A 21,365-nucleotide genomic window follows, 5' to 3' on the forward strand; every position below is an offset into this window, starting at 1 on the left:
TGATGTCCACCTATCCTAGCAGACCAACCTCGCCTCGAAAAGCGTGACGACGCCCCAGCCTTCCTTAGCCTTCCAGCATTCTCCGCAGCAGTTCGACATCTTCCGCAAAAGCAGTATCACGCTCCATGATCTCCGCCACGCGTGCCACCGCATGCATGACAGTCGTATGGTCACGGTTGCCAAACTTGCGACCGATCTCCGGCAGTGAGCGGCTCGTCAGCTGCTTGGCGAGATACATGGCAACCTGCCGGGGCCGCGCCACGGCCCGCGCGCGCCGTGCGGAAGACATGTCGGTCAGGCGGATGTTCCAATGCTCGGCAACCTTCCTCTGGATTTCCTCTATGGTCACGCGCCGATCATGCGCCTTGAGGATATCGTGCAACACTTCCTGTGTGCTCTCAAGCGTCACCGGACGTCCAAACAGATTGGCGTGTGCAATGAGCCTGTTTAGCGCCCCTTCGAGCTCACGCACATTGGATGTGATCTTGTGAGCGAGGAATTCCAGCACCTTGCCTGGCACCGTCACGCCGGAAGCCAGGGCTTTCGCCTCAAGGATGGAAATGCGCAGTTCGAAAGTCGTGGCATGGATATCCGCCACCATGCCGCATCCAAGCCGCGTGCGGAGACGATCTTCAAGCCCGGAGAGATCCGACGGCGATTTATCCGCGCTTACAATGATCTGCCGCCCGGCATCGACCAACGCGTTGAACGTGTGGAAGAATTCTTCCTGTGTGTTGTCCTTGCCGATCAGGAACTGCAAATCGTCGATCATCAGCACATCGACCGAACGCAGCTGCTCCTTGAACTCCATGGTCGATTGCGAACGAATGGCCGCGATGAACCGATACATGAACTTCTCGGCGGACATATAAGCAACCGATACCTGTCCGCCCTTCGTGAGTTCGGAACCGATCGCATGCATGAGATGCGTCTTTCCCAGCCCAACGCCACCATAAAGGAAAAGCGGGTTGAAACCGGGACTGGAAGGCTTCTCGGCAACGCGGCGCGCGCATGCATAGGCAAATTCGTTCGGCTTGCCGACGACAAAGCTATCGAAGGTAAAACGCGGATCCAGCGGCGCGGCAAGATCGTTCCTGATCTCTGCAACTGGCGGCTGCGACGTGGAAATCTGTGCGGCAGGCACCTCGTCCGGGATGACCGCCGAAGCCGTCACGGCAGAGACCGGCGTGGGAACTGTTGCTCCGCGTTTTACCTGCAATTCGACACGCTGGACGAGAGGACATTCCGCACGCCAGAGCTGCTGTAGCCGGTCACCATATTGTCCCCGGACCCAGTCACGCAGAAAGCGCGTCGGCAGAAGAAGCGTTACCTCATCTTCTTCCAGCGGACCCAGAATGATCTGTGTCAGCCAGGTCCGATATTCGACCTCTCCGACTTCCCCTTTCAGACGATCCCTGACCCGCTCCCAGTGGTGAGTAAGATTTTCCCCTGAAACGCGAACATCATCCGACGCTGCCGATAGATGCATATGCGACGCGTCGTCTGCCATCTCTTCCCCCGACGTTCATTGAAGATATGACAGAGCTTCGATCCCACCGGAAAATGGCTGATCGATCGCTTGCCCCAAAACTCAAGATACGGAACGCGGAGTATCGAAGCAAGCGACAACGGTACCGCGCCACATTAAATCAACTAACCGACAATCCGGCACAAATAAAAAAAGCACCACCCGGTCAGGCAGTGCCAGTTTTATCGCGCGATCCGGCTTTCAAACCAACAGCACATTATTATTTATTATTGGGCGCTATCGCCCAATAACTGGATCACGCCGTAGCGAGAGCCTTGATGCGCGCAGAAAGACGGGAAATCTTGCGGCTCACCGTGTTGGAAGCAATGACGCCCTTGCCCGCAGCGCGTTGCATTTCCGGCTGTGCCGCACGAAGCGCTTCGTTCGCAAGGTTCTTGTCACCGGAAAGGATGGCTGACTCGACCTTCTTCACGAAAGTACGCATACGCGAAACACGCGCAACGTTGCGCTCGCGGCGACGCTCGTTCTGACGGATGCGCTTACGCGCCGATGCATTATTGGCCATGACGTCTCTTCAGTTCTGCCCGTTCGGCTCAGGATGGTCGCATATGCGACAATTCAATTTGCCAGCCTGATTGTCGCACATCATCGAACGACGTCGGCCAGCGAAGCGCCGCGTTTAGTCCAGCTGATGGATCGTCGTCAAGTATCTTGTGCGATCATGCTGTCTCATGAAGCCGGATGTTGGCGTTGCGGACAATAGAATGTCGAACGCCCGGCCTGCACGATCCGCCGGATGCCGGCGCATAACGGCTGCCCCGGACAATCGGGACAGGCTTCGTGTTCCCGACCATAGACCTGATGCAGATCCTGAAAGCCACCGCTTTTCCCATCGGTCCGCGCATAATCGCGCAACGATGAGCCGCCAGCCGCAATTGCGTTCTCCAGTATGACGGGAATGACGGCTGCCAACCGGACAACCGCATCAGCCGCGACATCGCAGGCGCGGATTTCAGGATGGATGCCCGCACGAAACAGGGCCTCACAGACATAGATATTACCGAGACCGGCAATCAGCCTCTGGTCGAGCAGCACTGTCTTGATCGGCCCCTTGCGCCCTCTCAGGAGCGCCGCCAGTCGTGTCGTCGTGAAATCGGGCCCTAAGGGTTCCAGTCCGATCTTCGCCAGCAGGGGATGCATGTCCTCATCGGTGGTCGGCATCAGATCCAGGGCGCCGAACCGCCGTGGATCGACGAAACCTATGTGAAGCCCGCCATCTGTCTCCAGAACGACATGCTCATGGCGCACAAAGTCCACACCTTCGGCGCGCATGATCCGTATGCGACCGGACATACCAAGATGAAGCAGGATACTGTCATCGCTATCCAGACGGATGAGGATGTATTTGCCGCGCCTCCGCAGGGACACAACCTTTCGTCTTTCCGTGCGACTCGCAAATCCTTTTGGAATCGGCCAACGCAGGGAATCACGCCGCACAATAACGCGTCTGAGCGTTTGCCCTTCAAGTGCGGCACGGAGTTCGCGCAAAACGGTTTCGACTTCGGGAAGCTCTGGCATCTCTGCGCGTGACACTATATCGAGGACAGCATGACCGACAATGCCGATCCCCGCCTATCGCATCCCGCCGCTTCGGACGCCGAGACGACCGATTTCGGTTATCGCGCCGTTCCCCGCGCGGAAAAGAAGCCGCTGGTCCGTGCCGTCTTCGATAGCGTGGCACAGCGCTACGACGTGATGAACGACCTGATGTCCCTCGGCATCCATCGAGTCTGGAAGCGCATTTTCCTGACAACCCTTGCCCCGCGCGCGAACCTCAAGCTTCTCGATCTGGCAGGCGGTACGGGCGATATCAGCTTCGGCTGGCTGCGCGGCGGTGGCGGACCGGCGATGCTGACGGATATCAATGCCGCCATGCTCTCTGTCGGGCGCGACCGCGCGGCAACACGTGGTGTCATCTCCGATCTGACGTTCTGCGTGGTGGACGCGGAAACCATTCCCCTGCCCGATTCGAGCGTCGATCGCGTCGCCATCGCTTTCGGCCTGCGCAACTGCACCGACAAGAGTGCCGTACTGCGGGAAGCCCGTCGCGTCCTTCGCCCGGGCGGCCGCTTCTGCTGCCTGGAGTTTTCGCATGTCCAGGTCGCGGCGCTGTCTCCCATCTACGACGCCTGGTCGTTCGGTGTTCTTCCGCGCATGGGCGCAATGATCGCCAAGGATTCGGAAAGTTATCGCTATCTGGCCGAAAGCATTCGTACTTTCCCCGATCAGGAGACCCTCGCGGAGATGATGCGTGAAGCCGGCCTTTCCCATGTAAGCTACCAGAACCTCTCCGGCGGTATCGCGGCCATTCACTCCGGCTGGCGGCTGTAAGCGGCTACCCGCCATGCACGCCGGCTCCCGTGTTCTGCTTATCATCGGCGGCGGCATCGCCGCCTATAAATGTCTGGAATTAATCCGCAATCTGCGCGGCCGCCATATCGCCGTCACCTGCGTGATGACGGACGCGGCCAAGCATTTCGTAACGCCGCTCGCCGTGCAGACATTGGCTGGTGAGCCGGTCCACGACACCCTGTTCTCACCAACTGCCGAAAGCGAGATCGGGCATATCGCCCTGTCCAGAAGTGCCGATCTGGTCGTCGTCTGTCCGGCCTCCGCCAATCTCCTGGCCCGGATGCGCGCGGGTATCGCCGACGATCTCGCGACGACGCTTCTGCTCGCTACCGATACGCCTGTCCTCGTGGCGCCTGCCATGAACGTCCGTATGTGGACGCATCCCGCCACTCAGGACAACGTCGCCGTTCTCCGACAACGCGGCATCCAGTTCGTCGGGCCGGTCGACGGCGACATGGCTTGCGGAGAGTTCGGCCCTGGAAGACTGACCGAACCGGACGAAATCGCAACGCGCATCGCCATGCTTCTTGCCGCGCCCCGCTCGGCGGATCGGCCGCTTATCGGAAGAAAGGCGCTGGTGACGGCAGGCCCGACACACGAACCGATCGACCCGGTACGCTTCATCGCGAATCGCTCTTCCGGGAAGCAAGGTTACGCCATCGCTGCGGCCCTGCATGACATGGGTGCCGACGTCACCCTCGTCAGTGGTCCGACGACCCTGCCAACCCCAGCAGGCGTTCAGCGTATCGATGTCGAGACGGCACGGGAAATGCTTGCTGCCTGCCGGAGAGCCTTGCCTGTCGACATTGCCGTATGCGTGGCGGCCGTGGGCGATTGGCGTCCCACAGCTCCCAGCACGGTCAAACTCAAAAAGACACCTGTCACCCCTCGGGCACTCGAACTCATCGAGAACCCCGATATCCTGGCGGAGATATCCCGACCTGGCCCCGAACGGCCCCAACTGGTCGTCGGATTTGCTGCGGAAACCGATGCACATCTGGCAGATGCCGTCCATAAACGGCAGAGAAAAGGCTGTGACTGGCTTGTCGCCAATGACGTAAGTCCGGGCGCCGATATATTCGGGAGTGCGGAAAATCAGGTTTCGCTGGTGTCCGAAGCAGGCGTGGATCCATGGCCGAGAATGCCTAAAAATGCCGTCGCGGCGAGACTGGCGACATTGATCGCCAGGCATCTCGTCGGCGATGGGTGATAAACCGACACTTGCCCTTCACCCCCGTTATCGGATCAAGTTCAATCATGACGCACCCGACCATTCCCGTTCAGGTCGTTCGGCTCCCGCAGGCCGAGGATCTGGCCCTGCCTCATTATGCCAGCGCGGGCGCCGCGGGACTTGATCTGCAAGCCGCGATTACCGAACCCGTCGAGTTGCAGCCCGGCGCCCGCGCACTCGTCCCGACGGGATTGAAAGTCGGCTTGCCGCGCGGCTACGAATTGCAAATCCGCCCTCGATCCGGATTGGCCTTGCGTCATGGCATCACCCTGCCGAACGCGCCGGGCACGATAGACGAGGATTACCGTGGGGAAATTGGCGTCATTGTCATGAATGCCGGCAGCGAACCCTTCATCCTGGTGCGCGGCATGCGTATCGCACAGGCTGTTCTTGCACCGGTCGTCCGTCTGTCGTGGGAGGAAGTAGACACATTGGATGAAACCGCGCGTGGCACCGCAGGCTTTGGGAGTACCGGGTTTGTCGCCGTCCCCGTCGACCCTGCCTGATCGCCTGACCGGTTCGACGGAGCGCTGAACGGCATGGCGTCATCCGCTTCTGCACGCCGGTCGGACTGGCTTTTCGGCGCGATCCTCTTCATTGCGCTGCTCTGGCTTGCGACCGGATGGCATCGGGATATGCCGACACCCGTCGCCCGGCAAACGATTGGCATCGATCTGCGTGAGTGCCTCTTGAGCGCACTTGCCACCATGGGACGCATGCTGACGGCCCTGGCAATCGGGTTTTCCGCCTCGATCTCATGCGGCATCGTCATGGCCAAAAGTCGTCTTGGTCGCGCGATACTCTCGCCCCTCATGCGCATTCTGGCCATGACACCGCCACTGGCACTCATGGCCGTCCTTCTTGCCATCACCTCCGATATTGCTCCAAACAGCGCCAACGTGGCGGTTATCGCTGCCACGGCCGCTCCTTTTGCATGGCGCGCAAGCTTCGCACTGGTCGAGGCCTGCGGCCGACTGCCATCGACATTCGACGCCGCAGCCAGAAGCCTTGGCCTCACGACATGGCAGAGACTCTGGCGCGTCGAGATTCCCTTCGCTGTGCCTCAGTTGTTCTCGGATTTCTTCCTGGCGCTACCGGCCGCATGGATCGTACTGATCGCCGGGGAAATGTTTCTGCCAGGCGCATCGTCCCATTCAACTGGCATCGGCGTCATCGCGGGCCTGGCTGCACGCCATGGCCATATCGGTCTCCTGCTGACCGTGGCCTTGCTGATGGCGCTTTGTGTCGTCGTTACGGATCAGTTTTTCCGTCAGCCAACTCTCGCCTGGTCAATGCGATATCGGCATACCGGAAAGACGACCACAGGTGACCCCTGGATGCTCGCGCTTTGGCGGCGTTATCGTCCGCTTCGGATTGTATCCCAGCATATCAAGCGTGCCATCGTTTCGTTCGGGACGTTTCGCTGGGGCACGCGGCCGAGGCGCAATGAGCCGGAACGTCATTCGACCATGCCCGCAGCGCAGATTACATTATCAGCAATTGCGCTGGGTGGCGCACTGGTCCTTTTACATACTGTCGTCACGCATCATGGCGCACCTGACCTTCGGGACATGGCTTTGGCGACAGAAAATGAGGTTTTCACGCTGCTGCGGATCGCCCTGGTCTTGAGCTTCGCATCACTGATCGCCGTGCCGACAGGCATCTGGATCGCCATGAAGCCCCGGCGGGAACACCTTTTCGTCCCCCTCGTGCGTTTCTTCCGCATATTCCCGGCCAATATTCTATATCCGCTTGCAGGATGGCTGATTCTTTCCTTTGCACCATTACAAGCGGAATTCCGCGCCTTGATGCTACTGTTTATCGGGGGCGCCGCACGCCTCATCCTCCACGTTATCAAGGGCATGACCTCCCTACCCGTCGACCTTCTGCGCGCGGCACGTAATCTGAACCTGCGCGGAACACTTCTCTGGCGACGCCTCCTGATCCCCGGATTGGCTGGTGACATTGCCGCCGGTTGCGCGGTAGCCTCTTTCTGGTGCTGGAATGCCGCTATCGTCGTGGAACTGATCCCATGGCGAGGAACGTCGCTCCGTGTTCCGGGGCTAGGCACATTCATCGGTCAGGGAATACAACGCGGCGACGGCACGCAGGTCATCCTTGGAGCCGCCGTCATGACAATTACCGTCGCAGCCGCGCGTCACTTGTTGTGGGAGCCTCTGCGCGCGCAGATTACCAAGCGGCTCAACTTCACGAATCCTTCGCCCTGATATGAATGAAACCGCCCCCCTGCTGTCGATCCAGGCCTGTCGGCAAACCTATCCCAAGGAAAGCGCGACGGATTTCGCGGTCCTTGAGGACGTCAATTTCGATCTGGGACCGGGTGAGATCGTCGGGCTTGTCGGCCGTGCGGGCTCCGGCAAGTCGACGATGCTGCGTATCGCATCCGGCCTCCTCGCGCCGAGCGAGGGTAGGATTTTCTGGAAAGACGCGCCATTGACGGCACCAACCCCGGAAATCGGACTGGTATTCCAGAACTTCGCGCTGTTTCCGTGGCTCACCGCCAAGCAGAACGTCTCATTGGGGCTGGAAGCCAAACGTCTGCCTCGCGCCGAGCGCGAGCAGTTGAGCGATGATATTATCGATCTCCTCGGCCTGGGCGGCTACGATAACGCTTATCCGAAGGAGCTGTCCGGCGCGATGCAGCAGCGTGTGGGACTGGCCCGTGCACTGGTCATGAAGCCGGACCTGCTCCTGATGGACGAGCCGTTTTCGGAACTCGACGTGCTGACGGCGGAAAACCTTCGGACCGACCTCATCGAACTCTGGTCCGAGAAACGCCTGCCGATCCGCTCCATGATGATCGCCACCCATAATGTGGAAGAGGCCGTGCTCATGTGCGACCGAATCCTGCTCTTCTCGTCCAATCCCGGTCGCATTTCTCACGAGTTGCAAGTCCCGTTCGATCACCCGCGCAATCGCGATGACGAGACATTCCGCCTGTTCGTGGATCACATCTATACCTTGATGACCCGCCGGGCTCCGCTCGTTTCGGAAGCGGACGAGGAAACCGGCTCGACATCCGCGCCATCTCCTATGTCGATCGTGCTGCCGGCTCTATCGATCAATGTTCTTGTCGGACTGATGGAGACGCTGTCAGCCGCACCGCTCAACGGGCGCGCGGATCTGCCACTTCTGGCAGAGCGCCTCCAGATGGCGCTCGACGATCTGTTTCCGTTGGGCGAATCGCTTCAGCTTCTTACACTTGCGGAATTGGAAGACGGCGACATCCTGTTGACGGATGACGGTCTGCGCTTCGTCCAGTCCGAACAGGACGAACGCAAGGAGATCATGCGCGCGGCACTCCTGCATTCAATCCCGCTTATTCGAAATATCCGCGCGGTTCTGGACGAACGCCCGAACCACATCGTCGGCGCGGAACGCTTCCGTCAGGAACTCGAAACCTGCATGTCGCCAGGCTACGCACAACAGACGCTTCAGACGGCCATCAACTGGTCACGTTATGCTGAATTGTTCGATTTCGACGAGGAAGCCGACCAGTTCAGCCTCGACGACGAGAGTCTCGGCTAGTCGAGGTCCTCGGGGCGCGAATATCCCGTCCCGGGCGAGAGAAGAAAAAGACCGCCGGTGTCCACGGCTTTCACCCCCGGCAGATTCTGCGCCATGACGCGCAATGCCGATATATCCGCTTCATCGCGCACAACGCCGGACAGGCTGACTTTGCCAGCTTGGGCACGCGCATCGATATCGTGCGGCGCCCAGCGGGTCGTCCGGCATAATGCCTGCAATCGCCGGACAATCTCATCGTCGGCCAGCGGCGGCACGCCATGCTGCAAACTGTCCCTCACAACGCACATAAGATCGCGTCGGCTCACGATGCCGCAAAGTTGCCCGTCCTGAAGCACTGGAACACGTTTGACACCATGCTCGCGCATGATCGCCACCGCTTCCTGCAAATCGGCGTCGATCCCGACCGACAGAACATTTTCCGTCATCACATCCTGAACGAGCCGCCCGTTCAACTGCACGAACGCCATGGCATTCCGTCCATGCTCGAAACGCGCCCATAACGAATTCGGAACACCCCCGGCGCCCAGTTCGGCCCGCTCGAGGAAGTCGCTTTCCGTCACCATGCCGACCAGAATGCCATGGTCGTTCACGACGGGCAGGCCACTCACATGATGGGCAAGCATGTCGGAGATTGCCGAGAGGATCGGGGACGCGGGTGTCGTCGTGACAACATGACGAGACATCACTTCGACGACACGCATGACCGATCCTCTCTCGCTTCAAATCCCCGGAGCGATATGCCCGGTCTAGACGGGCACGACGACACCGTCGCGCAGCGTCAGTATCCTGTCCATACGTGCCGCAAGAGCATCGTTATGGGTTGCGATCAGCGCGGCAACACCCTCTTCACGCACGATGCGCAGCAACTCCTCGAATACGATGTCGGATGTATGGATATCGAGATTGCCCGTTGGCTCATCGGCCAACAGCAAGCGCGGACGGTTCGCCAGGGCACGGGCAATGGCCGTGCGCTGCTGCTCGCCGCCGGACAACTTGCCCGGCAAGGCATGCAGGCGGTGCCCGAGCCCGAAACGCTTGAGAAGATCGTCCGCCCGAGCCTCGGCGTCTTTTCGACTGACCCCGGCGATCAGCTGTGGCAGCACCACGTTCTCGCGCGCCGTAAATTCCGCCAGCAGATGATGGAACTGATAAACGAAACCGATCCTGTCGCGCCGCAACGCCGTCCTTCCCGTGTCCGAAAGGTGCTTCGTCGCGTTGCCGTCGATCAATACCTCGCCTTCCTGAGGGGCTTCCAGCAATCCGGCAAGATGCAGCAGCGTGGACTTACCCGTCCCACTCGGCGCGACAAGTGCCACGATCTCTCCCGGGCGCAGCGAGAGGTCGGCCCCATTGAGAATGGTCAGCATCTCATCGCCCGAATGGAAACGACGCACGATGCCATGAAGGCGGAGAATGGTCTCACTCATGACGCAACGCCTCGATCGGATCAGTGCGCGCCGCCCGCCAGGATGGGTAGAGCGTCGCCAGAAGCGAAAGCAGCAACGCCATCGACATGACCTCGATCACCTGTGACCAGACAAGCTTCGCCGGCAGACGCTCGAGATAATAAACTGTCGGATCGAAAAGGTTGGTTCCGGTCAGATGCTGAAGCGCCTGCCGGATCCGCTCGATGTTGAGACAGAAAACGATTCCCAGCCCGGTCCCCAGAACCGTGCCTGTCACCCCGACAAAGGCACCGCACATCAGAAAGATGCGCATGACGGCGCCACGGCTGGCACCAATGGTGCGCAGCACGGCGATATCACCCGTCTTGTCCTTCACCATCATAATCAGGGACGAGATCACGTTGAACGCCGCCACAAGGATGATCAACGTCAGGATCAGGAACATGACGTTCTGTTCAACGGTCACCGCGCCCAGAAAAGCGTTGTTGCTCTGCGTCCAGTCCATGACGCGCAGGCGGGGATCGTCCAACCGCTCGGCGATTGCCCGCGTGACCGGACGGACCGTCAGGGCATCGGTCGTCGAAACCTGGATAAGGGAGACCGCATCGGGCAGCATCAAAAAACGTTGCGCGGCCGCCAAAGGCATCAGCACCACGCTGCTGTCATAATCGTTGACGCCGGCATTGAAGATCAGTGCCACACGGTAGGCCTTGATCCGCGGCATGGTCCCGAAGGGGGTCGCCTTGCCGTTCGGCGACAACAACGTGATCTTGTCACCCACGGAAAGACCGGCATGCATGGCCATGGTCGAACCGATCGCCACCGCGTCATCACCCTGAAATGCCGCGAGCGAACCGGCATCGATATTGTCGCTCAGCGCATGAAGGTCCTTCAGGCCATCCGGCGTAATGCCTCGGACCACGCCACCGGTGGAGAAGCTGCCTGCGCTGATCAGGACGGTACCTTCCGCCATCGGCGTCACGCGCGTCACGCCCGGCACCTGTCGTATCGCCGCGACATTGTCCTGATAACTGGAGATCGTCTGTCCGGCGCCGAAGATGGTCAGATCGCCATTCAGGCCAAGAATGCGACTCATGAGGTCGGCCTTGAAGCCGTTCATCACGGCCATGACGATGATGAGCGTGGCAACGCCAAGCGCGATCCCGATCAACGAGAAAATCGCGATGATCGAGACAAAGCGCTCGCCACGCCGGGCACGCAGATAGCGCCCGGCCACCATGCGCTCGAACCGGCCGAACATCAGGCTGTCTGAACCTTCGCCAACGCCTCGGCAACGGAGAGTTCAAAGCGCTCATTCGTCGCGCGACGTTTGACCTCCACCTTGCCCTCCTTTGCCGCACGCGGCCCGACGATCAGTTGCCACGGGTGGCCCATCAGATCCGCATCGTTAAACTTGACGCCGGCACGTTCGGATCGGTCATCGTAGAGGAACGCTTCGGGATCGGCAGCATGAAGCTGCTCACAGATCGCATCCGTATCGGCATCACCGGGCTTGAGGTTCAGGATTGCAGCCCTGAAGGGTGCGACGCTATCGGGCCAGATCACGCCCGCATCATCGTGACTGGCCTCGATGATCGCGCCCACCAGACGGGACACGCCGATACCATAGGAACCCATCTGAGGATGAAACGGCGCACCATCGGCCCCCGTCACGGAAACACCCATCGATTCGGTATATTTGGTCCCGAAATAGAAGATGTGCCCGACTTCGATACCGCGTCCCTCGCGGCGCTGCGCTTCCGGAACCTTTTCCCAGGCCTGCGCATCGTGCATTTCATCCGTCGCCGCATAGGACTGTGTGACCTGATTGAAAAATGTCTCCAGGCTGCGATCGTCTTCGATGTCCACATCCTGCGCCAGCCAGTCCTGCTCTTCCAGCGCCGCGTCATAGAACACGCCGCTTTCGCCAGTCGGTGCAAGGATCAGGAACTCATGGCTGAGATTGCCACCAATCGGTCCCGTATCCGCGACCATGGGCACCGCACGAACGCCCAGACGCTGGAACGTCCGAAGATAGGCCAGCATCATACGGCGATAGGATGCAACTGCTGCCTCATAGGTCGCATCGAACGAATAGGCATCTTTCATCAGGAATTCCCGGCCACGCATCACGCCAAAACGTGGACGCAACTCATCACGGAACTTCCACTGAACCTGATACAGCATCTGCGGCAATTCACGATAGGACTTCGCGGATTGCCCGAAGATATCGGTAATCACCTCCTCGTTCGTCGGACCATAGAGCAGCTCGCGATCCTGACGATCCCGCAAGCGCAGCATTTCCGGGCCATACGCGTCATATCGACCCGACTGCCGCCACGGCTCCGCCGACTGGATGGTCGGCATCAGGACTTCCTGAGCGCCAACAGCATTCTGCTCTTCACGAACGATACGCTCGATGTTGCGCAGAACCCGCAGACCGGCGGGAAGCCAGGCATAGATTCCGGCAGAGGTCTGACGGATCAGGCCTGCCCGCAACATCAGACGATGCGAGGCGATCTGGGCCTCGGCAGGAACTTCCTTGAGCGTCGGTAGAAAGGCGCGTGACAAGCGCATGAGCAAAAGCCTTTATTCAAACAAGCCGGATGTCGGCGCTTGGTCGGAAACGATACGATCAGACACGTAGCAGATGGACATCCACGAGCGGGCGCTTCTGCAACTTGCGGCCCAGCGCACGGCGAAGGGCCGTCTTGGCCGCGTCACGGAATGCATTGTCGTCCTGGCGCAGTTCATCGGGAATTTCATCGATCGCATCGGCAAATTCCTGGGTGATGCGGATGCTCTCCGGATCTTCGGATTCCAGCAACCCCGGCGCGCTGATCTTGGGCTCGCCAATGACATAACCTTCGTCATCCACAGCAAAGCTCGCCAGCACGATGCCGTTGAACAGCATTTTGCGACGTGCCGCCAGAACACCGCCTGTCATCGGCAGCAGACGCCCACCATCCAGTGCGAGCCGGCCCGTCGGTGCCGTGTCGATCACCTCCACCGAGCCCGGACCGAGATTGAGAACGTCACCATCTTCCAGCAATACGGCGTTGATGCCCAGATCGCGCGCCAATGCGGCATGGGCAGTCAGATGACGCCACTCGCCGTGGACCGGCACGCTGTATTGAGGGCGGACCAGTTCGTAAAGCGTACGCATGTCGTCACGCGTCGCATGCCCGGATACATGGACGAGATGGTCCTTATCGGTCAGGACCGTCACGCCGCGACGTGTCAGATTATCCTGCACCGCCATGACCGCCTGCTCGTTTCCAGGAATCATCCGTGAGCTGTAGATGACGGTATCGCCCTCGCCCAACGTAATGTTGGGATGGGTATCGGAAGCAATACGCGACAGCGCCGAACGGGGCTCACCCTGACTGCCGGTGATAATCATCAGCAGGTTGTCATCCGCCACCGAATTGGCATCCTGCTCCGTCAGGAACGGCGGCAGATCGGCGAAGTAGCCGCACTCGCGTGCCGCTGTCTCGAGATTGCGCAGTGAACGCCCGACAATCATGACCTCACGGCCCGCCTTCCGTGCGGCTCGGGCAATGGAGTCGACGCGCGCCACGTTGCTGGCAAAGCAGGTGATCGCGATGCGACCGTGAAGGCTGGCAATCAGTTCCGCCATGCTGTCACGCACCGAACCTTCCGTGCCCGATACGCCATCCTTGAGCGCGTTGGTGCTGTCGGACACCATGGCGAGCACGCCTTCATCGCCGATGGCCTTGAATGCCTCCAGGTCGGTAACAGGGCCTACGACCGGCTCCTGATCCAGCTTCCAGTCGCCGGTATGCACGATAATGCCTTGCGGCGTGCGCAGGATCAGCGCCTTTGCTTCCGGCACAGAGTGCGTCACCGAGACGAACTGCAGATCGAACGGACCGACCGTAAACGCCTCGTTCCCGCGCACGGTGTGGATCTTGACCTGATTGAGCAGATGCGCCTCGCCGAGCTTTCGGCGCAGAACCGCCGCGGCGAAAGGCGTCGCATAAATCGGACAGCGGAGTTGCGGCCATAGATGCGCCACAGCGCCGAGATGGTCTTCATGTGCGTGCGTGATAACAAGCCCGCACAGCGATTTCGAGCGTTCTGCGATAAAGCCCGGGTCCGGCATCAGGACCTCCGCCTCCGGCGTATCGTTGCCGGAGAAGCCGATACCGCAATCGACCGCAAGCCACGTGCCGTCGAGGCGGTAGAGATTGAGATTCATGCCGATCTCGCCTGTTCCGCCCAAAGGCAGAAAGGACAAGCCGCCTGTCATATCGTTCATTTCATTTCCTTGCAGATATCATCATGTATTTGAGTCTTGAATCGCATCGCATGCATTCGATGCCAAAGAAGCTGGTGATTCGTGATTGCGCGCAGCCAGCAAGCGCAATCCTTCGAGTGTGAGTTCGGGAACCACGTGAGCGAACAACTCGGTTCCTTCGGAGAAAAGTGGGGCCAACCCGCCGGTAGCAATGACTTTCAGGGAGGTGTCCATCTCAAGCGCAATGCGCGAGACGATCCCCTCGACAAGGCCGACGTAACCCCAGAACAAACCGGATCGCATGGCGACAGTGGTGCTTTTGCCGATTGCGGCGGATGGCCGCCCGACACTGATACGGGGCAACCGCGCAGCCGCCTGATGCAGCGCCTCAAGCGACAGATTTACGCCGGGAGCAATGGCGCCGCCACAATATGCGCCGTCCGCGTCAACGACATCGAACGTCGTCGCCGTGCCGAAATCGACCACCACAAGCGGACCACCAAACATGACTTGTGCAGCCAGGCCATTCAGGCGACGGTCGACCCCAACTTCAGCGGGCGTATCGACACGCAGCGGATAACCCCAGTCGAGGCTCAGGTTTGCAATCAGTGGCTCGATCTCGAGCCATTGTCTGCACAACAGACGCAAGTGGTAAAGCGCAGCGGGCACGACGGTCCCGATGATGGCACGATGGACGCGGCTCGGATCGAGACCCTGGCGCTCCAGCAAAGCGAGCAGCCACATTGCATATTCATCTGCCGTCCGCTGATCGTTGGTCGATATGCGCCAGGTGCCGCGCCACGCCGTCCCGTCATGGACGGCGAACACAATATTGGTGTTGCCAGCATCAACGACGAGAAGCACGCGGAGCCCTTCAACCAGTGAGCAGCACGTCACCTGTCGAAAAGGACAGGTTTTCACCGCTTTCAGTCTGAAGCAGCAGATGGCCGCTTTTATCCAGACCCTTAAAGAAACCTGTTATATAAGAGCCATCACGCTGAACCGCAAGCCGCGTACCAATCGCGTGCGCACGTTCCTGCCACGCTCTTAGCACGATATCGACACCACCCGTTTCCCAGCGCATCAGGGTGTCGGAAAATCCGGCCAGGATGCGCTGTGCGAATTCGGTGGCGGAAGGAACATTTGCCACGGCCTCGGCGAGACTTGAAACTTCCCGCCCTGCAATTTGAGGCGCTGCTACGAGATTGGCGCCAATGCCCACGACGATCCAGCCAGATGCACGGTCCATCGAACTCTCGATCAAAATCCCTGCCATCTTCCGATTGTCGAGCAGGAGATCGTTCGGCCACTTGATCGATATCGGCTTCGTGGGAGCAAGACTGTGAACGGCGTCATACAGCGCAATGCTGCACAAGAACGGCATAACCGGTATCAATGCCGCGATTTCGCGCGGCCTCAACAGAAACGAAAATGAGAGATTGCCACGGATCGACTGCCAGGTACGGCCTCTTGTTCCCCTGCCGGCACTCTGCATGTGAGCAAGGATCGCAAGGCCTTCAGCAGCGCCCGCCATTGCTTCTGATCGGCACAGGTCGGACGTCGAGCTCAACTGCTCGTGACACTCCAGACGCCATTCGATCATAGGTCAAAAACTGCTTCATTATGGTGGGCGATGACGGGATTGAACCGCCGACCCTCTCGGTGTAAACGAGACGCTCTACCGCTGAGCTAATCGCCCCAAAGCTACGGTTGACATAACGGTGTTTGTCAACGCGAAGCCTTATCGCTCAGGAAACGGCGTCTTTCAACCCCTTGCCTGGCTTAAAACGCACTGACGTGGATGCAGGAATATCGATTTCCTTGCCTGTCTGCGGATTTCGTCCTTTTGTGGCCTTGCGCGAGGTGGTCGCGAACGACCCGAAACCCACAAGACGCACTTCCTGCTTGTTGGCGAGCGCCTTTTCGATAGCGTTGAAAACGGCATCTACGGCTTCGCCAGCCTGTGCTTTCGTCAACTCGACTTCATCAGCAACGGCCGCAATCAGTTCTTGCTTGTTGAGTGGCTTTTCCATTTGACGCCTTCCAGATTCGGAGAAAATCCGCTCGGAGCACGAGACGGGTATTTCATTCGAACTGCACTATGAAGCCGTTTTTCGAGGCGTCAACCATCGCTTTGTGGCACTGGGCTGGTGAAACGACATTCGGGCGGCAATGCGACAAGATTGCCATAAAAAACGCCCCGGCATTCAAGCCGAGGCGCCTTTTCTCATGGTCAATGCGGCAACTGAGCCTGCGTCGTACCGTTCCCGGCCGCAGCGATGGGCTCGGCGTCTTCGTCCCATTCGATAGCCTCCGGCTGGCGTGTCAACGCACCGCTGAGCACCTGATCGACATGAGACACAGGAACGATACGGAGCATATTCTTCACGTTATCCGGAATTTCCGGCAGGTCTTTTTCGTTGTCCTTGGGAATAAAGACCGTCTTGATCCCCGCGCGGGTAGCCGCCAGCAACTTCTCCTTCAAACCGCCGATTTCAAGCACGCGACCGCGCAACGTAATCTCTCCAGTCATAGCGATGTCGCGCCGGATCGGGATACCCGTCATCACGCTGACAATGCTCGTCGCCATGGCAACACCCGCAGACGGACCGTCCTTGGGTGTCGCACCCTCAGGCACATGTACATGGATGTCACGCTTTTCAAACAATGACGGCTTGATCCCGAATGTCAGGGCGCGAGAGCGTACAAACGACAATGCGGCCGAGACGCTTTCCTGCATCACATCACCAAGTTTGCCCGTGTTCTTTATCGTGCCCTTCCCTGGAACCATGACACTTTCGATGGTGAGAATCTCTCCCCCTACCTCGGTCCATGCCAACCCGGTCACGACGCCGACCATGTCCTCAAGTTCGGTCTCACCGTGACGGAAACGACGAATCCCGGCGTAAGCATCAAGATTCTCGACCGTTACGGCAACGGATTCGACGTGGGAAGTCACCAGTTCCTTGGTCACCTTGCGAGCAACCTTGGCGATCTCGCGCTCCAGGTTTCGGACACCCGCCTCACGCGTATAGGAACGGATCAGTTCGCGTAACGCATCGTCACTGATCGACCACTCATGCGGCTTCAGGCTATGCGCCTCCGCCTGTTTCCCAACCAGATGACGACGTGCGATCTCGACCTTTTCATCTTCCGTATAGCCGGACAGACGAATGATCTCCATGCGATCCAGCAAAGGCTGCGGCATGTTGAGGCTGTTGGCCGTCGTGACGAACATCACGTCCGAAAGATCGTAATCGACCTCAAGGTAGTGATCGGCAAATGTCGCGTTCTGCTCGGGGTCAAGCACCTCCAGAAGGGCAGAAGAAGGATCGCCGCGCCAGTCAGAACCCAACTTGTCGATCTCGTCCAACAGGAACAGCGGGTTAGACGTTTTCGCCTTTTTCATGCCTTGCACGATCTTGCCGGGCATCGATCCGATATAAGTACGACGATGTCCCCGGATTTCGGACTCATCGTGCACGCCACCGAGTGACATACGCACATAGTTACGCCCGGTCGCCTTGGCGATCGAACGGGCCAACGATGTCTTGCCAACGCCCGGCGGACCGACGAGGCACAGGATCGGCCCCTTCAGCTTCTGCGAACGCGTCTGGACAGCAAGATATTCAAGAATGCGCTCCTTGACCTTCTCCAGCCCGTAATGATCGCTCTCCAGCACCTCCTCGGCGATCTTGAAATCTTTCGAAATCTTGGATCGCTTTTTCCAGGGGATACTCAGTATCCAGTCGAGGTAATTGCGCACGACGGTCGATTCCGCCGACATCGGACTCATGCCGCGCAACTTCTTCAATTCGGCAGTTGCCTTATCGCGCGCCTCGGGGCTCAGGCGCGTTTTCTTGATTTTCTCCTCGATCTCGGCCGTCTCGTCGCGACCGTCATCGCCCTCGCCAAGCTCCTTCTGAATAGCCTTGAGTTGCTCGTTCAGATAGTACTCACGCTGCGTCTTTTCCATCTGACGCTTGACGCGATTGCGGATTCGCTTCTCCACCTGGAGAACACCGATTTCCTGCTCCATATGCGCGAACACCTGCTCAAGGCGCTGCGTGACAGAGGCCGTCTCGAGGATATCCTGCTTTTCCGATATCTTCAGATTCAGATGGCTCGCAATCGTATCCGCCAGCTTGGACGAATCATCGATCTGATTGAGGGAGACCATCACCTCGGGCGCGATCTTCTTGTTGAGCTTGATATATTGCTCAAACTGCGAAATGGCCGTCCGACCCAGCGCCTCGGTCTCGCTGTTGGCAGGATTTTCTTCCTGAACTTCCTCGATTTCCGCTTCGAAATGCCCGTCAATGTCGTGGAACTCGGAAATACGCGCCCGACGTATTCCTTCCACCAGAACCTTGACCGTCCCATCCGGGAGTTTGAGCAACTGAAGAATTGTGGAGACCGTGCCGTAGCGATAGATATCATCGGCACTCGGATCGTCCTGCGAAGCGTTCTTCTGCGCGACAAGCAGGATCTGCTTATCCTCTTTCGTCACCGCCTCAAGCGCCCGAACGGATTTCTCGCGCCCCACGAACAGGGGCACGATCATATGCGGAAATACGACGATGTCGCGAAGCGGCAGCACGGCCATCGTCGGGGCAGGCGACGAAGCCTCCTTCGCTTTAACCGCCGCACTGCGTCCTGACCGCTTCGGTGCAGCCGCCTTTTTGTTGTCGTCTTCACTCATGTTTTTGATCTCCTCAGGGACGATCCGAGCGACTGGCACCCAATATGGCATGCCATCGCCAATCAGCGGAAGAAATTCACCGCGACATATCGTTCATTGTCATATGTGGATGATGTCGCGGCGATGCAAGTAAGTCCGCAGCACAGGCCGGACGGGGCGATCAGGCGGATTGCTCGGCAGGAAGCGACTTGTTCGAACCGTACACATACACCGGAGACGCCTTGCTCTCGGCAACATCGCGGTTGATTACAACCTCTTCGACATTTTCAAGACCTGGCAGATCGAACATCGTGCCCAGCAGGATATTCTCCATGATGGAGCGCAACCCACGTGCACCGGTCTTTCGCGCAATCGCTCGTTGAGCAATCTGCGTCAGCGCATCATCCGTGAATGTCAGGCTGACGCCTTCCATCTGGAACAGGCGCTGATACTGCTTCACAAGAGCGTTCTTGGGCTTCGTCAGGATTTCGATCAGCGCTGCCTCGTCCAGATCTCCAAGCGTCGCAAGAACCGGAAGGCGTCCAATAAACTCCGGAATCAAACCAAACTTGAGCAAGTCCTCAGGCTCGACACTCTGCAAAACCGCGCCAAGCCGCTGGCGGTCAGGATCCTGAACATCGGCTCCAAAACCAATGCCCGAGCCTTTTCCACGCGAACTGATAATCTTGTCCAGACCGGCAAACGCACCACCGCAAATGAAAAGCATATTGGTGGTATCCACCTGCAGGAATTCCTGCTGCGGATGTTTACGACCACCTTGCGGCGGTACGGAAGCAACCGTACCTTCCATCAGCTTAAGAAGCGCCTGCTGAACACCTTCCCCGCTGACATCACGGGTGATGGACGGATTATCCGACTTACGCGAAATCTTGTCGATCTCATCGATATAGACAATGCCTCGCTGTGCACGCTCAACATTGTAATCCGCAGCCTGCAACAGCTTCAGGATGATGTTCTCGACATCCTCACCCACATATCCGGCTTCGGTCAGCGTCGTCGCATCCGCCATTGTAAACGGCACGTCGAGAATACGCGCAAGAGTCTGCGCCAGAAGCGTCTTGCCCGAGCCCGTCGGCCCAATCAGCATAATGTTGGACTTGGCGATCTCGACGTCGTTGTTCTTCTGCGCGTGCGCCAACCGCTTGTAATGGTTATGCACCGCAACGGAGAGGGCCTTCTTCGCCTCGAACTGGCCGATGACGTAATCGTCCAGAACCTTGCAGATTTCCTTGGGAGTCGGCACGCCATCGCGCGACTTCACGAGATGCGTCTTATGCTCCTCGCGAATGATATCCATGCAAAGTTCGACGCATTCGTCGCAGATGAACACCGTTGGGCCAGCAATCAGCTTGCGGACCTCATGCTGGGACTTTCCGCAGAACGAGCAATACAATGTGTTCTTCGGGTCGCCGGATTTGTTGTTCATCATTGCTCCCTCTCCCCTTGGCGAAGGCTCTGACAACCAATCGGCAAAGGAACTCCAATTTCTAGGCCGAGCCTATGCGGCTCGGCAAGTCCCATCCTCGGCGTCATAATCGACGCTCACAAGGATAGGGACAACAAATCAACCACGCTCGGCCAGACCGGGAGGACGCCGCTGCACAACCTCGTCGATCAAGCCGAACTGAAGTGCCTCATCCGCAGAAAGATAGCTGTCACGCTCAAGCTTCTGCTCGATTTCCTCAAGCGTACGCCCGGTGTGCTCACGATAAATCTCATTCAGTCGCTGGCGGATCAGCAAAATCTCGCGTGCCTGAATCTCGATGTCGGAAGCCTGCCCCTGTGCGCCGCCGGAAGGCTGATGCACCATGACACGCGCGTTCGGCAGACAGAACCGACGCCCCTTCTCTCCACCGGCCAGCAACAATGATCCCATCGATGCCGCCTGCCCGATGCAAACCGTGCTCACCGGGCTGCGGATGTATTGCATCGTGTCGTACATCGCCAAGCCCGCAGATACGACACCGCCTGGGCTGTTGATGTAAAACGAGATCTCTTTCGAGGGATTGACACTTTCCAGATACAGAAGCTGCGCAGAGATAACTGCCGCCACCTGATCGTAAACCGGACCAGTCAGGAAAATGATGCGCTCCTGCAGAAGACGCGAGTAGATATCGAACGCACGCTCGCCGCGGGATGTCTGCTCGACGACCATCGGCACCAGCGCGTTGTTGAAAACCTCAACGGGATCGCGATCCCTCATGGCCATTTCCGTTCCTTGATTGCCCGGACGCCATACGGGCGCCCAGGACGGGTCTAACATGTTGGTATGGCCACCATGAACTCCCAGAGCCTGCACGTCAAAAACTTGGCTC

General features: G+C 58.8%; 19 protein-coding genes and 1 tRNA gene. 5 read left to right on the top strand and 15 right to left on the bottom strand.

Annotation, left to right across the window (positions count from 1 at the left end; translation table 11 throughout):
- Positions 1-64: 64 nt before the first annotated feature.
- From dnaA to mutM, 3 genes are all read right to left on the bottom strand, one after another.
- On the bottom strand, positions 65-1,489 hold the full coding sequence (dnaA, locus tag A0U93_RS02940; RefSeq protein ID WP_077808287.1) for a chromosomal replication initiator protein DnaA: 1,425 nt from the start codon (positions 1,487-1,489) through the stop codon (positions 65-67).
- Positions 1,490-1,784: 295 nt separating this feature from the next.
- Complete coding sequence (gene rpsT, locus A0U93_RS02945) at positions 1,785-2,054, bottom strand: 30S ribosomal protein S20 (RefSeq protein WP_077806026.1); 270 nt, start codon at positions 2,052-2,054, stop codon at positions 1,785-1,787.
- Positions 2,055-2,218: 164 nt separating this feature from the next.
- Positions 2,219-3,067, bottom strand: coding sequence for a bifunctional DNA-formamidopyrimidine glycosylase/DNA-(apurinic or apyrimidinic site) lyase (gene mutM / locus A0U93_RS02950; protein ID WP_077806027.1), 849 nt, complete (start codon positions 3,065-3,067; stop codon positions 2,219-2,221).
- A 30-nt stretch (positions 3,068-3,097) separates the two neighbouring features.
- On the opposite strand from mutM, the gene A0U93_RS02955 reads away from it, so the two are divergent.
- Genes A0U93_RS02955 through A0U93_RS02975 form a run of 5 tightly spaced genes read left to right on the top strand, consistent with a single transcriptional unit; the run spans position 3,098 to position 8,681 of the window.
- Complete coding sequence (locus A0U93_RS02955; protein ID WP_077806028.1) at positions 3,098-3,880, top strand: class I SAM-dependent methyltransferase; 783 nt, start codon at positions 3,098-3,100, stop codon at positions 3,878-3,880.
- A 13-nt stretch (positions 3,881-3,893) separates the two neighbouring features.
- Entirely contained in the window at positions 3,894-5,111 is a 1,218-nt protein-coding gene (gene coaBC / locus A0U93_RS02960) for a bifunctional phosphopantothenoylcysteine decarboxylase/phosphopantothenate--cysteine ligase CoaBC (protein ID WP_077806029.1), read from the top strand.
- Positions 5,112-5,158: 47 nt separating this feature from the next.
- Positions 5,159-5,638, top strand: coding sequence for a dUTP diphosphatase (gene dut, locus A0U93_RS02965; protein WP_077806030.1), 480 nt, complete (start codon positions 5,159-5,161; stop codon positions 5,636-5,638).
- A 33-nt stretch (positions 5,639-5,671) separates the two neighbouring features.
- Positions 5,672-7,360 (top strand): ABC transporter permease subunit, encoded by a 1,689-nt coding sequence (locus A0U93_RS02970; RefSeq protein ID WP_077806031.1) that lies wholly within the window; start codon positions 5,672-5,674, stop codon positions 7,358-7,360.
- Position 7,361: 1 nt separating this feature from the next.
- Positions 7,362-8,681: an ABC transporter ATP-binding protein gene (locus A0U93_RS02975; RefSeq protein ID WP_077806032.1), complete on the top strand. Its 1,320-nt coding sequence runs from the start codon at positions 7,362-7,364 to the stop codon at positions 8,679-8,681.
- On the opposite strand, the gene A0U93_RS02980 is transcribed toward A0U93_RS02975, so the two are convergent.
- The 12 genes from A0U93_RS02980 to A0U93_RS03035 all read right to left on the bottom strand — a co-directional run bounded on the left by A0U93_RS02980 (position 8,678) and on the right by A0U93_RS03035 (position 21,259).
- Positions 8,678-9,382: a CBS domain-containing protein gene (locus tag A0U93_RS02980; protein ID WP_077806033.1), complete on the bottom strand. Its 705-nt coding sequence runs from the start codon at positions 9,380-9,382 to the stop codon at positions 8,678-8,680. The two genes, A0U93_RS02975 and A0U93_RS02980, sit on opposite strands and share 4 nt — an antisense overlap.
- 45 nt (positions 9,383-9,427) lie before the next feature.
- On the bottom strand, positions 9,428-10,108 hold the full coding sequence (locus A0U93_RS02985; protein ID WP_077806034.1) for an ABC transporter ATP-binding protein: 681 nt from the start codon (positions 10,106-10,108) through the stop codon (positions 9,428-9,430).
- Entirely contained in the window at positions 10,101-11,348 is a 1,248-nt protein-coding gene (locus A0U93_RS02990) for a lipoprotein-releasing ABC transporter permease subunit (protein WP_077806035.1), read from the bottom strand. Before A0U93_RS02990 ends, A0U93_RS02985 begins: the two co-directional genes overlap by 8 nt.
- The gene (gene proS, locus A0U93_RS02995) at positions 11,348-12,664 is read right to left on the bottom strand and encodes a proline--tRNA ligase (protein WP_077806036.1); all 1,317 of its coding nucleotides are present in this window, start codon (positions 12,662-12,664) and stop codon (positions 11,348-11,350) included. Before proS ends, A0U93_RS02990 begins: the two co-directional genes overlap by 1 nt.
- Positions 12,665-12,722: 58 nt before the next feature.
- Positions 12,723-14,369 (bottom strand): ribonuclease J, encoded by a 1,647-nt coding sequence (locus A0U93_RS03000; RefSeq protein ID WP_077806037.1) that lies wholly within the window; start codon positions 14,367-14,369, stop codon positions 12,723-12,725.
- A 21-nt stretch (positions 14,370-14,390) separates the two neighbouring features.
- Positions 14,391-15,212 carry a type III pantothenate kinase gene (locus tag A0U93_RS03005; protein WP_077806038.1) on the bottom strand — a complete coding sequence of 274 codons (822 nt, stop codon included), beginning with the start codon at positions 15,210-15,212 and terminating at the stop codon, positions 14,391-14,393.
- Positions 15,213-15,222: 10 nt separating this feature from the next.
- Entirely contained in the window at positions 15,223-15,951 is a 729-nt protein-coding gene (locus A0U93_RS03010) for a biotin--[acetyl-CoA-carboxylase] ligase (protein ID WP_077806039.1), read from the bottom strand.
- Between the two features lie 21 nt (positions 15,952-15,972).
- Positions 15,973-16,047 (bottom strand) — tRNA-Val (locus tag A0U93_RS03015).
- Between the two features lie 49 nt (positions 16,048-16,096).
- Positions 16,097-16,381, bottom strand: coding sequence for an HU family DNA-binding protein (locus A0U93_RS03020; RefSeq protein ID WP_077806040.1), 285 nt, complete (start codon positions 16,379-16,381; stop codon positions 16,097-16,099).
- Positions 16,382-16,581: 200 nt separating this feature from the next.
- On the bottom strand, positions 16,582-19,050 hold the full coding sequence (lon, locus tag A0U93_RS03025) for an endopeptidase La (RefSeq protein ID WP_077806041.1): 2,469 nt from the start codon (positions 19,048-19,050) through the stop codon (positions 16,582-16,584).
- A gap of 160 nt (positions 19,051-19,210) precedes the next feature.
- Positions 19,211-20,476 (bottom strand): ATP-dependent Clp protease ATP-binding subunit ClpX, encoded by a 1,266-nt coding sequence (gene clpX, locus A0U93_RS03030; RefSeq protein WP_077808288.1) that lies wholly within the window; start codon positions 20,474-20,476, stop codon positions 19,211-19,213.
- A 138-nt stretch (positions 20,477-20,614) separates the two neighbouring features.
- Positions 20,615-21,259, bottom strand: coding sequence for an ATP-dependent Clp protease proteolytic subunit (locus A0U93_RS03035; RefSeq protein ID WP_174807247.1), 645 nt, complete (start codon positions 21,257-21,259; stop codon positions 20,615-20,617).
- Between the last annotated feature and the right edge of the window lie 106 nt (positions 21,260-21,365).

This window comes from Neoasaia chiangmaiensis, assembly GCF_002005465.1.
Taxonomy (GTDB): domain Bacteria; phylum Pseudomonadota; class Alphaproteobacteria; order Acetobacterales; family Acetobacteraceae; genus Neoasaia; species Neoasaia chiangmaiensis.